Consider the following 12,368-nt stretch of genomic DNA (forward strand, 5'->3'; position numbering starts at 1 on the left):
ATCACTCCATTCCTCGGGCTTTGTTAAAATGCCTGACCATTGTCGGTCCAATAGCTTCAAGCGGTAAAATATGTGTTGCAGCTCCCATCTTCACAGCCACTCCGGGCATCCCCCAGACCACACTGCTTTCTTTGTCCTGAGCAACTGTTGTCCAACCGAGATTGCGCAGTTTCAGCAGCCCTTCAGCTCCATCGGCTCCCATACCGGTAAGCAGGACCGCAACCGATCCGGGAACCGGCGACAGCTCGCCAAGGCTTTTAAAAAAAATATCCACTGAGGGCACATAAGGACTTTCCCCGTTATCAGGCTTGAAATTGAGAACACCGTTTTTACCGATAACAAGATGCTTATTTCCGGGGGCAATAAGGGCTTCCCCTACTTTGAGAGTATCACCTGCCACGGCCAGACGAACCTTTATTCCGGCCTGACTGTCCAGCCAGCGCGAAAGACTGTCCGAAAAACAACCGTCAACATGCTGGATTATAACTACAGCCGCAGGGAAATTTTCCGGCAGAGCACCAAGGATGGCTGCAAGCGCGCTGGGACCTCCGGTTGAGGAACCGATTGCCAGCAGCGGAGTTCTTTTCCTGACGGGTGTACCTCTGACATTGCGTTGAACCGGATTTTTACCAAGCCTTTCAATCATTGCAATCTTATCGAGAAAACCGCCTTTGCCACTTAAATTTTCCGATGGTCTTCCATCAGGGGTTGAGACGGCATCAAGAGCTCCGGCGCCCATGGCTTCAAAAATTTTAGAAACATGCTTATGAACATCCGAGGTCACAACAAGAACAGGACAGGGACAGAGCGACATTATCTTTCTGGTAGCCTCAACTCCATCCATAACCGGCATGTTAAGATCCATCAGCACCAGATCAGGGGTATCTTCACAGCACAGCTTTACTGCCAGAGCACCTTCCGTGGACTTCCAGACAACTCTATGCCCTGCGGCAGCAACAACACTGCATATAATTTCCAGAACAAGGGGGCGGTCATTAACTACACCTATCCTCATCTTGCACCACCTCCGATCAAATCCTTGACCGCAGACAAAAGGGTTTCATCATGGAAACTGCTCTTGGTAAGATAATAATCAGCCCCGGCATCAAGTCCTCTTATACGGTCTTCTTCACGATCCTTGTATGAAACCATCATTACCGGGATACCCTTTAAAGAATCATCAGATTTAATTCGTCTGACCAGTTCAATACCGTTCATTCTGGGCATATCAACATCAGTAACCACAAGATCATAATTCCCAGAAACAACGGCATTAAGCCCGTCCATGCCATCAACCGCAGTATCAACTTCATATCCGTTGTTAACCAGCAGTTTCCGCTCAACCTCGCGCACGGTAAGTGAATCATCCACGACCAGAATTTTCAGCACAGGGGCTTCACCTTTCTTCTCGCCGCTCACTTTACCAAGGCGTCCACCGGAAAGCAGATTGTCAATTGAACGCACCATATCTTCGGCATCCAGAATAAGCACCGGACTTCCGTCAGGCATCAAGGACACGGCACTGACATCGGGAATTTTTCCAAACCGTGGATCAAGCGGGCGTACCACAAGGTCCTGCTCCCCGATGAAATCATCAACAATCAGACCATAGCGGTTCATGCGATCACTTATTACTATAACTTTAAATCCGCCCTCACATTGCGGCACACCTCCTGTTCCCAGAATTTTGGCTGCGGCAATGAGTCCGACATTGTTTCCATCAAGACGAATATACTGGCGGTCTTCTGAAAGCTCTATCTCATCAGGATTTATCCTTGAAATACGGCTGATTCTACTAAGAGGGATTGCGTATGGCTGATCCGAAATATTAACTAGGAGAGTTCTTATCACCGAAAGAGTAAGCGGAAGCTGCATAGAAAAAATCATGCCCCGTCCCGGATTGGATTCAGCCCTTACGGTTCCTCCCACATCCTGAACCATGGCATGAACAACATCCAGTCCGACACCCCGGCCGGAAATATCAGTAACTTCACCGGCAGTAGAAAAACCGGGCAGGAATAAAAATTCCATAAGTTCTGAGCGGGTAAGTTCAGCAGCCATTCTCCCGTGGGCCAGATTACGCTCAATAACTTTTTCACGGATTTTCTCGGGTTCCATCCCCCGGCCGTCATCGCGGATTTCTATAAAAAGCATTCCAGCCCGGTGTCCGGCGGTCATTCTAATTACCCCGGTTTCACTTTTTCCGGCCTCTACCCGCTCGGCAGGATACTCAATCCCGTGGTCAACAGCATTGCGGACAAGATGGTTCAGGGGCGATTCGAGCCGGTCCAGAATATCACGGTCAACAGGAGTATTTTCACCTTCGATGACCAAATCTATTTTTTTACCCAGCTGTCTGGCAATATCCCGCACCAGACGCGGAAAACCTTTTCCGCAATCAGAAAAAGGTCTCATTCTGCTTGATATAACTTCGTGGTAAAGACGTCCTGAAACATTATCAAGACGGCGCTGATAAAGATCGAACTCCCCTATATGCTGTGATAAAAGTCGGCGGCATTCATTTCCGGCGGATTTAATTTCAGCGACAACATCCTTCGAAGGTTCACCTTTTTCAACCCGCTCGCATGTGGAATCAAGCAGCTGCATCACTTCACGCATATTAACTTTTATCCGCTGCAATGACGCTGCAAAATGTTCGAGCCTTCCAGACTCAACCAGAGACTCTCCAGCAAGAGCCATCAGCCGGTTCAAACTCCCTGCTGAAACTCGGACCACCGATTCATTTGCCGTGGAATTATTCTGGCCTTCGGTATTAAGTTCTGTAGCATAGACTTCCGTATTTTCAGGAAGTTCTGCATTTTCTTCCTGATCACGATTGCCAGCTTCATCATTTAAATCATTATCGTAATCTTTAATTTCACAAAATTCAGTCCCTCCGACACAAAATTCCCCGGAAAGGACTGCGTTTGAACTTTCAAAGTAATTCTCAACCTCTTCAGCCGGAGCCCTAAGCCCCTCTTGCAGCTTCTCCATTTTTTCACGCAGATGCTGAAGTCGGTTTTCTATACTGGCAGCATCAACTTTTGCTAACTCAGCATAAACGTCAGTTGCAGCCAGAAGAAGATCAATCTGAGCTGAGGTAAGTACTTTTTCACCATTCTGGCAGGAAACCAACAGATCCTCCATGGCATGGGCAAGACCTACTGCGTCATTAAGCCCGACAATCCGCGCAGCACCTTTCATCGAATGGGCAGCCCTCATAAGGGGTTCAACCCGCTCCGGCGACTGATCCTTTTCAAGTTCGACAAGGCCGGAAGAAAGAGCCTGCGAGTTTGATTCCGCTTCCATGCGAAAGAGGTCCAGCATGGACATATCAGCGAGTTCCGCTGCCTTGGCTTCGGTTTTCTTTGCCGAAACATCAGCACGGCTTTCTTTAGAAACGGGCCGACTTTCCTCCTGTTGCACCGGGGCTTTTTTCACCTCTACAAGGGGATCAGCTCCGGGTACATTTCCTTGGGATGCGTCCTCATTGCCGGAATCCTGCATGCGCTTTTCAGCTTCTAAAATTCCTTTGCAAAGATCATCAGCCTGCTGTGAATGCTTTTCCAGCCACTCAGCAACATTTTCATGGTCTACTTCTGAAATATTTTTAAAAAAGTCTGCACACTCTTTGAGGCTTATTCTTAATTCATCAGAAAGATTTCCTGATTTCTTGATACCCCCGAAAGCACCATCCATACTTTCCGCAACCTGTGAAACTGAAGAAAGACCGACAATTCTGGAGGCTCCTTTAATGGCTCCTACAGCGCGGATCAGAGATTCTATTTTTTTATCGGAATATTCTTCAGCCAGACTATCAAGAGCAGCTAAAATAGTTGCAGAATGCTCACTGGCTTCTGAAAGAAAAAGATCCATCATAGAGCTGTCCACAGCGGCTGAATGGACATGCTCTTCAGCCTTATAAGCTGCAGAACTGATTATTTCACTTTCTTCACTTCTCGTTGCAGTTGCTGCCGCAGAATTTATTGTCCGGGGTAATCCTGCGGCAAAATCGGCATGTTCTTCAAGAAAGTCATCAACATCTTCAACATCAAGCTGCGAAAGATCAGCAATAAAAGAGATTGCTTCCTGTATGGACTTAAGCTGCCCCTCGTCGGCCCTGCCGGAAGATTTCATGGAATTGAAAGCCGAAAGCATCGCTTCGGCAATACTGTTTAAGGTATCAAGACCGACTATCTTTGCAGCTCCACGCAAAGCTGTTGCGGCCCTGATAAGCGGCTCTATTCTTTGGGGGCTGATTTTTCCGGTCAGATCTTTAAGGCCGCCGGAAAGGACTTCGGTGTGAGCCTGAGCCTCCGAAAGAAAAAGTTCCAGCATGGAAAGATCTGCCATATCACGGGTCACGTATTCACCGTCCTATTTAACGCTTCTGTTTAAAGCCGTAAAAAAGAGTTCATCGCTAAGCAGGGAAACCCTTCTCTCGCCGACATCAAAAAGACCCTGAGACATCGCGGCCGGAGCTTTGGCTACAGTTGCCGGAACATCCATAAGGGCATCCTGAAAGTAATGAACCACACCAAGAACTTCATCCGCTCCGAAAATCCAGCGGCCCTTACTGCCATCAACGCAAATGTGCCTGCGGTAGACTCTAAAACCTTTTTCAGCTTCGCTCATGTGCTCCGGGTCAAGGCCAAGCAGTTCCCGTATTGAAACAACCGGAACAATCTGTCCCTGCACCGTTGCGAGTCCTTTAAATATTCTGCCGCTTTTATGGGGTACAGGGCGGACAATACGCTCATCAAGAACCCCTGAAAAAACTTTTGAAGGCAGTGCGAGCCACTCGTGTGAAATTCTAAAAACAACTGCTCCGCATGAATCGGCTGCCGAATCTTTTTTGGCCTCCGCAATTCCGTTGGAATTTTCTTCAAGATAGTCAGGCTGCGGCTCACGATCCAGCAGGCTCTGTCCGGCACGGGCGAACACAGGACAATGAAAACAATGATTATAGTCCGCAAGATCCGGGCAACTGCGATCACCTATATAACCTATTTCATTCCAGCATTTTTCTGACAATTTTATTCTCCCGGAATCCCTGCGGCACGTTCAAGTCTGCCACGCAGAAGTACAGCCTGTTTTTCATCACCTGAGGCTTCGGCCAGCAGCAGCATGTGAGCCAGCGTCTCAGTATGATGAGGATTCATATATAATGACTTGCGGTAAAATTCTTCCGCAAGAGCAGTATTACCGAGTGTTTCATGCAGCAGTCCTTCAAAATAGAACACATCCGCATCAGGACCGCCACTTTTCAAAATAGAGTCACAAATATTTAAAGCTTCACGCACCTGTCCCCTGTCAGCCAGCTTACGGACATCCGCAAGACTTGAAACAGAGCTGTCCTTTTCAACAGGCTGATTGCCATCTGATTTTGCACCAGTATCAACAGGTTTTGTAAAATGAACAGTTCCGCCACTGTGAAAACGATTTCTCCTGCCGGAAGAAAGAACCACCCCGCCTCTCTCAGCCTGTTTGGATAGTACCGGGCGCTGTTCAATTTCCGGGACAGGAACGAGAGCCGGCCTCCGGTTTCTGAAAGCGAACGCTCCCGGAGCTTTCACCGGAGTAAAAGATCTGTGCAGCAGCGGCATAGCCTCCGCATGTCCTACAAAAAGCAGGGCATCAGGCTTAAGCCGTGTCTCAATTATTCCGAGCAGTTTTTCCCTGCTGGCTCCATCAAGATAAATCATGAAATTTCTACAGAAAACAGCATCAAATCTGATCTCAGGAAGATCGCCATCAAGGATGTTACCCCTTGTAAAATCAACAGCACCCTTTATAACGGCAGAAACACGCTTTTCTCCAGCCTCGTCTTCAAAATACCTTGAGGCATAAGATGGCAGTTCATACCGAAATGAATTTGAGCCATAGATACCGGCTTTGGCTTTTTCAATTGCCCTTGCGCTTATATCCGTTCCAACAATTTTTAGTGAAGATTTATCCCGCCCTGAACCTATCAGAGATATGGCTGCTGAATAGGCCTCCTCACCCGATGAACAGGGAGCACACAGAACTCTGTACGGCTCATTCCCATTTTTTTTAAGGGCATCTCTGGCAAGCAGCTCGAACGGGCGCATATCTCTGAAAAACCACGTTTCATGAACAACGACTTCCTCTATCAGTTCAGACAGCTCGCCGCTATCCTCACGTATAAGCCGGTAATAAGAACTCCCGCTGCAATTGAGAATATCCATCCTGTGACGGACAGCTCTCTCCAGTGCATTATCACCGATAGAGGCAACATCAAGACCTATGGTCCTGTTGAGAATTTCTTTTGCCGCAGAGATGCTCATACTGTCCTTAATCACCGTTGTTTACGTCAGGATAATGAAGTTCGTGATTCTCATCACGGGAAAGCTGGATTTCATATTCATGCTCAGGAAAAAGTATTTCATGCAGCTCGTCAGTAAGTAGTTTTTCCGGTTTTACAAGCTGGAGCATTCCATCTTCCATGCGCGCCACCCGACCTAGCCACGGGGCATCCGGTACTTCCACCCCTGAATCCTCAAAATCCTCTTCGGAGAGCTTGACCATATCAGTAACTTTTTCCGCTTTAAGGCCGAGAAATTTTTTGCCCCGCTCATGGCTGCGCTCAAGATCGGCAAGATCAATCATTATGGTTCTGGTGCTCATCATATTAAGGGCTCCTCTGTCGGTTGCCAGCATGGACAAATCTACAATCGGTGAAATGGTCCCGCGGTAATTAAAAATGCCCGAAATAAATTTCGGAGATTTAGGCAGCGGTTTGCACTTTACCGGTGGGACAACTTCCGCCACACGCACAGCCTCAAAGCCGTAAAGGTAATTCCCTATCATAAATGTTAGAACCAGCATTTAACCCACCCTGAATTTGCTGACTTCACTTTGCAGACCCTGAACAGCTTCATTGAGCTGGGAGGCAGCACGATTAAATTCCCCGAGAGAATCGGATGTCTGAGATGCCGATGCCGAAAGCTGAGTCATGGATTGCGAAATCTGCTGTGCTCCTTCAGCCTGAGCGGTCATTCCTTCATTTACTGATTGAATGCGGGGATTAAGTTCCGTAACCATCTGCATGATGCCATCAAGTTTTTTACCAAGTTTAGCGGCCTTGCCTGTTCCGTGATGCACTTCTTTGGCAAAATGATCCATCTCGGACACTCCTGAATCAACAGCTTCTCTCATGCTGCTGATCATGTTTTCAATTTCAAGGGCGGCAACGGAGGTCTGATCCGCAAGACGTCTTATTTCGTCTGCCACCACTGAAAATCCCTGTCCGAATTCTCCGGCTTTTTCAGCTTCAATAGCCGCATTGAGGGATAGAAGATTGGTGCGGTCCGCAACCTTGGTTATGGTGGTCACGATATATACAATGGATATGGCCTGTTCATTGATTGAGGCCAGCTTTTCAATAATATTGTCAGTGGCGGAACTGAGATCATCCATAATACGGATCATGGAACGCAGCCCGTCCTTGCCTTCTTCGGCAAGGTCAGCAGCTCCTTTGGCCGATATATTGACCTTGTCCATAGTGCCTGCAAGTTCTCCGGCATTGGCGGAAATCTCAAGGCTGGTGGCACTGATCTGGTTTGTTGCTGCGGCCTGAGTATTTACAGTTTCATCCAGTTGTCTGGCCGATGCGGCGATTTCTGTTGCCGAAGCAGTAACCTGTATACCGGACCTTTGAACCTGACCCACAAGAGAATTTAAATTTCCGGCCATCTCTTTTATCGTCAGATAAAGCTGTCCTGTTTCATCCAGAGTTTCGTTATTTTCAGCATTCAATACCGCCCGTTTGGCATTGGGGCAGACCTGCTCTATCGTAATTATTTCCCTGCGGGCCTGATTGATATCACCTTTGGCGATCATCGCGGCGATCTTGGCCATGTGACTGACCGGATTTGCTATCAGCCCGCTCATGTAAAAAGAAATACCCAATATGACGACAAGTATAATTATCCCGGAAATTACTAGCAGCTCGGTTAAGCTGTGCATTGTTCCTGTCAGTTTATGGATAATGCCCTGATAATCATCCATGTAAACGCTGGCGCCTATAACCCATCCCCACGGTTCAAAATAGGTATAAACAGCATATTTATCGCGTAAGGTTCCGTTTTCAGTACTGCTCCAAGTATAACTTTTTGAAGAAAGTTTTCCATCTCCGGCGTCCATTGCTGATGAAGCAAGCTCTTTAACCAGAGAAGTTTCCCGGGATGAATTAATTATTTTACCGCTGGTAGATGGAGTTACTATGTATTTATTTCTGTAAGCACCTCTTGTGCCGATGAGCCAGATGTATCCGGACTTGCCTACTGAGGTGCGGACAATATTACGCAGCAGCTGTTTTACGGACTGGAATGTCATATGAACACCAACCATTCCGATAACATGGCCATAACTGTCTTTTAAAGGAGAATATATTACAAGTCTGGTTCCGTACTGCTCCTCGCCGCGCTCATAAACCTCTTCCCCGTCAAGAACGGCTTTGATCACATCATTTCTTCTGCCGTCTGAATCAAGAGATTTTTTCAAATAACCAATACTACGGGTTTTATTCTTACCTTCTTCAGATGAGGCAACTGCAAGCATATCCCCTTCCGGATTCACACGCTGAAAAATACAGCAGTCAGCTCCGGTCATGCCTTTTACCGAATCAACCAGTTCGCTAAAGCCATCAATGCTTTCAACCGGTAATACGGACTTGTCACCAATAAAAATTTCAGGAAGCCGCACAGTGCCTTGATTTTCGGCTGAATTCAGAGTCCAGCTGATAAGCTTATCACCAAGATGCCACCTGCCAAGGCTGTTAAGATATTTCAAAGTACCTTTCAAAGCTCTTTCTGTTTCAGCATGGATCATAAGCTCAGTATTATGGCACTGATCGTAAGCATCCACTGCAACCTGCGAGACATGCTCGGTTATCAGTCCCTTCACTTCATTATTTACAGTGCTGGAAAGCCTGTGTTCGAGCACTGAAGTGATGATAAACATCACAACAACCGGGATCAGAGCTGCAAGACAGGCCAGAGTGATAATTTTTCTTCTTAAGGTAATACGCATTTATTTTTCCTGACGGATCTTCCGGCACAACCGGATAAGATCTCAGTCCGCTTCGGGATTACCGCTGCAAGGTATTAAAAGCAGCTTTTAGATAACAGTTATTTCATCCGTTAATATATGCTTTTGTATTTAGTTTGAGAAATTAAATCAATGGAAGCCTCTCCCTGCACTTAACATTGTCCGAGGCTTAAAACTTTTTTTAAAATCCCTATAAAGAGCTTTTACAATTATTCCGATAAGCCACTAAGAAGGGACGGGAGAGTCCGCTACTTTTTACTCAGGGAGGAGTTTATGTATTACCACGGATTTAGTAATATTAATGCATCAGGCAATAAAGGATGGACTGTATATGATGACCAGCTCGTCTCCCTGCTTTTTGCAAGAATAATAAATAAGACTGCCAGCAGACAGGAATCTGTACAGGATATAACGCCTGACAATCCTGAACTGGTAGAAGAAATGGTTAATAATCTTTTTGATTTATGTTTTTATATAAATAAAGATGTTCATGACTGCTGATTCACACCGTATCCGCAGGAATACGTTCCAAGTCACGTTTTCACGAATATAAAAACCCCCTGAAAGTTAAACTTTCAGGGGGTTTTTCATCAAATTCATGACCCGCATAAAGCGGAATCAAACTAGCTGACCTGTGCGAGGCGAGGAGCGTTCTTAGCTTTTTCTTCTTCAGCTTTTTTGCGCAGGTAGTGAACCATGGTCAAAATAGCTGTAATAGCTTCGAAACCTTCTTTTTCAACTTCATCAGCCAGATCGCCTTCAGGTGAACTCTGCAAAGCTTTTTTCAGAGCCTTGGAGTATCTTCCGAATCCGTCCATCAGATCAAGAGCCATGTAGTTGGCTTCATCAGGATCTTCAGGATTCAGATCCATAGGAACCAGAACGTAGCCCATGATATTGGCAATTCTGGTCAGAGGACGAATACTGCCGGTTGCATCCATAAGAGGAATAAGCTCTTCAATACCTACTTTTGCCCCTTTATCTTCAGGATTGATTTCACGAAGAAGAGTCGGGTAAGGTTTGTTGATCTCTGTTGCGATCTCACGTGCAGGCTTGTCATTTTTAAGCACAACTTCCTGCAACAGTTTAGTAAGTTCATTAGTAGCCATATTAATTCTCCCTATTTATTGTTATGAATGAAATACTGCCAGTCAATTTTTAGCTAAAATCGTGCCAACAACAGACATGGCGTTATGGCAAGCATAACTATTGTAACTATTGATTTTTTATTACTGGTTAAAAACTAAAAAATTAAATTTTACTGTTTCGCAACACTTTTTATTGCTTCACAGGAATCAATGTTATGTATCAAATCATTACATTTAAAAGACATCACCCATTGTCTGTGGAAACTGTTTGAGGGCTGTCAGCTCCCACAGGCATAAATTCATACCTTTTTAGTCTAAAAAAGTAAAATCAAATTATTTTTGAAATTATTCTCACAAATTATAGACAGTTACATGCAGCAAAAGGCATGGCACCCCTGCTTACGAACTACCGGATAGTAATTTTTATCTAAAGTCCTATTGAATCGAGATAGAGTTCGCCGGAGAAAGTCAGCTCGGCTCCGCCCTGAAGGAATACTTTGCCATCCTCGACAATAACCTTCAAAACTTCACCGCCGGAAGTACGGATTCTGACAGCAGCATCAGTAAGCCCAAGCTTATTCATAGTAAGCTGGACAGCTGAAACTCCAGTTCCGCAGGCATAGGTTTCATCTTCCACGCCACGTTCATAAGTGCGGACTATCAAACTGTCATTATCAACGAATTGAACGAAATTGACATTGGTTCCTGCCGGGGCAAAATCTTCATGATAACGGATAGCACTGCCCATTTTTTTAATATCAACTGATTCGGCATCGTCAACCTGCACAACAACATGGGGAACACCGGTATTGGCAAAGTGGTAGGTGTACTCTTTACCATCTATGGTTAAAGTCTGATTGACCTTAATATCTTTGGGGTCCGGCAGCTGAACCTTAACTTCTTCAAGCTCAGGAAAGACCTGAACCTGTACAGGTCCGGCGTCGGTTCCGAAAACATGCTTTTCACCGGCAATTCCGAGTGCATGAGCGAGTCTGCCGACACAGCGGGAAGCGTTTCCGCACATTTCGGCCCTTGAACCATCAGAGTTGTAAAACTGCCAGACATAATCCAGATCCGAACCTTCGGGAGCATCTTCAATAAAAAACAGTCCGTCAGCATAAACGCCGAACGCGCGCTTGCATATTTTCTCTGCCCAGCGTGACATATCGTCAACCGGCAGTTTCATTTCACGGTTATCAATAATAACGAAATCGTTTCCGCAACCCTGCATTTTATAAAATGGAACACTTATATCGAACATCTTACTCATGACAATTCTCCGGAATTTTAATTAAATAAAAAGACAGGACATTATTATAAAATAGAAGCTTGCTTGAGCCCCATCCGTTTAGCCAGATAAATAAACGGAGTATCCAAAATGGCAACAACCACTTTCATTACGTATGTAGTTATAAAAATTTCAATCCAGACATCCTTGGGAAACAGCCCCCACAGGGCTATAAAGCAAAAAATCAAGGAATCAAGCAACTGGCTGAGCAGAGTGCTGGCATTATTCCTCAACCACAGATGTCTTCCGTCATACTTTTCTTTGAGGGCATGGAATATATAAACATCATTGAACTGAGAGACAAGATAAGCCGCAAGGCTTCCAATTGCAACCCGTGGCAGAAAACTGAAAATAGATTCAAGATGAGACTGAACAAAATCACCCGGAGCAGGTTTGAATAAGAGGGCTATATGCATATAGACAACGGTCATCAGCAAGGTTGCAAAGCCCAGCAGAACTGCTTTTTTGGCCTCTTCCTTTCCATAAAATTCACTGAGAAGATCAGTGGAAAGAAATACGCTCGCATAAAGGACATTACCGAGGGTGGTTGTCATTCCAAAAAGTTCTACTGTTTTTAAAACCTGAATGTTGCAGAGCATGAGATTAAAAACAATAAGCCCAAAAAGTCCTGTTTTTCCGAACAGTCTGTATATAATAAGGACAAGGCTCAAATCCATAAGGGCAAAGCCTATCCACAGCAGATCATTATACATAAAAAAATCTCCCTCTGATGAAGAGATATTAAATTAAAAAGAATTGAAAGCGTGGATTTGCCTTTATTCAAAGCAGAGGTCAAGCCATAATTATAACACAAAAGTGAAATCGCGGCGGACATTTTAATGCCCGCCGCGATTTCAGATTGATGACAAAGTCCTCGCCTTTTGGCGGGGACTTTTTTATATTATTTGCATGTTAAAAAA

The 12,368-nt window shown here is 45.4% G+C and carries 10 protein-coding genes; 1 reads left to right on the plus strand and 9 read right to left on the minus strand.

What is annotated here, in order from left to right; all coding sequences use genetic code 11:
- Position 1: 1 nt before the first annotated feature.
- Genes cheB through G496_RS0109235 form a run of 6 tightly spaced genes read right to left on the minus strand, consistent with a single transcriptional unit; the run spans position 2 to position 9,054 of the window.
- Entirely contained in the window at positions 2-1,015 is a 1,014-nt protein-coding gene (gene cheB / locus G496_RS0109210) for a chemotaxis-specific protein-glutamate methyltransferase CheB (RefSeq protein WP_027179030.1), read from the minus strand.
- Positions 1,012-4,365 carry an Hpt domain-containing protein gene (locus tag G496_RS0109215; RefSeq protein WP_084407529.1) on the minus strand — a complete coding sequence of 1,118 codons (3,354 nt, stop codon included), beginning with the start codon at positions 4,363-4,365 and terminating at the stop codon, positions 1,012-1,014. Before G496_RS0109215 ends, cheB begins: the two co-directional genes overlap by 4 nt.
- 12 nt (positions 4,366-4,377) lie before the next feature.
- Positions 4,378-5,034 (minus strand): chemotaxis protein CheW, encoded by a 657-nt coding sequence (locus tag G496_RS0109220; RefSeq protein WP_027179032.1) that lies wholly within the window; start codon positions 5,032-5,034, stop codon positions 4,378-4,380.
- 2 nt (positions 5,035-5,036) lie between these two features.
- A complete protein-coding gene (locus G496_RS0109225; protein WP_027179033.1) occupies positions 5,037-6,308 on the minus strand; it encodes a CheR family methyltransferase in 1,272 nt (423 codons plus the stop codon).
- A gap of 7 nt (positions 6,309-6,315) precedes the next feature.
- Complete coding sequence (locus G496_RS19295) at positions 6,316-6,849, minus strand: chemotaxis protein CheW (RefSeq protein WP_051294946.1); 534 nt, start codon at positions 6,847-6,849, stop codon at positions 6,316-6,318.
- A complete protein-coding gene (locus G496_RS0109235; RefSeq protein WP_027179034.1) occupies positions 6,850-9,054 on the minus strand; it encodes a methyl-accepting chemotaxis protein in 2,205 nt (734 codons plus the stop codon).
- 291 nt (positions 9,055-9,345) lie between these two features.
- Between G496_RS0109235 and G496_RS0109240 the strand changes: the two genes are divergently transcribed.
- Entirely contained in the window at positions 9,346-9,573 is a 228-nt protein-coding gene (locus G496_RS0109240) for a hypothetical protein (protein ID WP_027179035.1), read from the plus strand.
- Between the two features lie 122 nt (positions 9,574-9,695).
- Here G496_RS0109240 and G496_RS0109245 read toward each other — a convergent pair whose 3' ends face one another.
- The 3 genes from G496_RS0109245 to G496_RS0109255 form a co-directional block, all read right to left on the minus strand.
- The gene (locus G496_RS0109245; RefSeq protein ID WP_027179036.1) at positions 9,696-10,181 is read right to left on the minus strand and encodes a phage regulatory CII family protein; all 486 of its coding nucleotides are present in this window, start codon (positions 10,179-10,181) and stop codon (positions 9,696-9,698) included.
- A 406-nt stretch (positions 10,182-10,587) separates the two neighbouring features.
- Positions 10,588-11,430: a diaminopimelate epimerase gene (gene dapF / locus G496_RS0109250; protein ID WP_027179037.1), complete on the minus strand. Its 843-nt coding sequence runs from the start codon at positions 11,428-11,430 to the stop codon at positions 10,588-10,590.
- A gap of 44 nt (positions 11,431-11,474) precedes the next feature.
- Entirely contained in the window at positions 11,475-12,161 is a 687-nt protein-coding gene (locus tag G496_RS0109255; RefSeq protein WP_027179038.1) for a queuosine precursor transporter, read from the minus strand.
- Positions 12,162-12,368 lie beyond the last annotated feature (207 nt).

Origin of the sequence: Maridesulfovibrio bastinii DSM 16055 (genome assembly GCF_000429985.1) — a bacterium.
In the GTDB taxonomy this organism is placed as follows: Bacteria; Desulfobacterota; Desulfovibrionia; order Desulfovibrionales; family Desulfovibrionaceae; genus Maridesulfovibrio; species Maridesulfovibrio bastinii.

Bases quoted from the DNA above. Each gene is read 5' to 3' on its own strand.
- cheB (WP_027179030.1), bottom strand. From the start codon at position 1,015: ATGAGGATAGGTGTAGTTAATGACCGCCCCCTTGTTCTGGAAATTATA.
- G496_RS0109225 (WP_027179033.1), bottom strand. From the start codon at position 6,308: ATGAGCATCTCTGCGGCAAAAGAAATTCTCAACAGGACCATAGGTCTT.
- G496_RS19295 (WP_051294946.1), bottom strand. From the start codon at position 6,849: ATGCTGGTTCTAACATTTATGATAGGGAATTACCTTTACGGCTTTGAG.
- G496_RS0109235 (WP_027179034.1), bottom strand. From the start codon at position 9,054: ATGCGTATTACCTTAAGAAGAAAAATTATCACTCTGGCCTGTCTTGCA.
- G496_RS0109240 (WP_027179035.1), top strand. From the start codon at position 9,346: ATGTATTACCACGGATTTAGTAATATTAATGCATCAGGCAATAAAGGA.
- G496_RS0109245 (WP_027179036.1), bottom strand. From the start codon at position 10,181: ATGGCTACTAATGAACTTACTAAACTGTTGCAGGAAGTTGTGCTTAAA.
- dapF (WP_027179037.1), bottom strand. From the start codon at position 11,430: ATGAGTAAGATGTTCGATATAAGTGTTCCATTTTATAAAATGCAGGGT.
- G496_RS0109255 (WP_027179038.1), bottom strand. From the start codon at position 12,161: ATGTATAATGATCTGCTGTGGATAGGCTTTGCCCTTATGGATTTGAGC.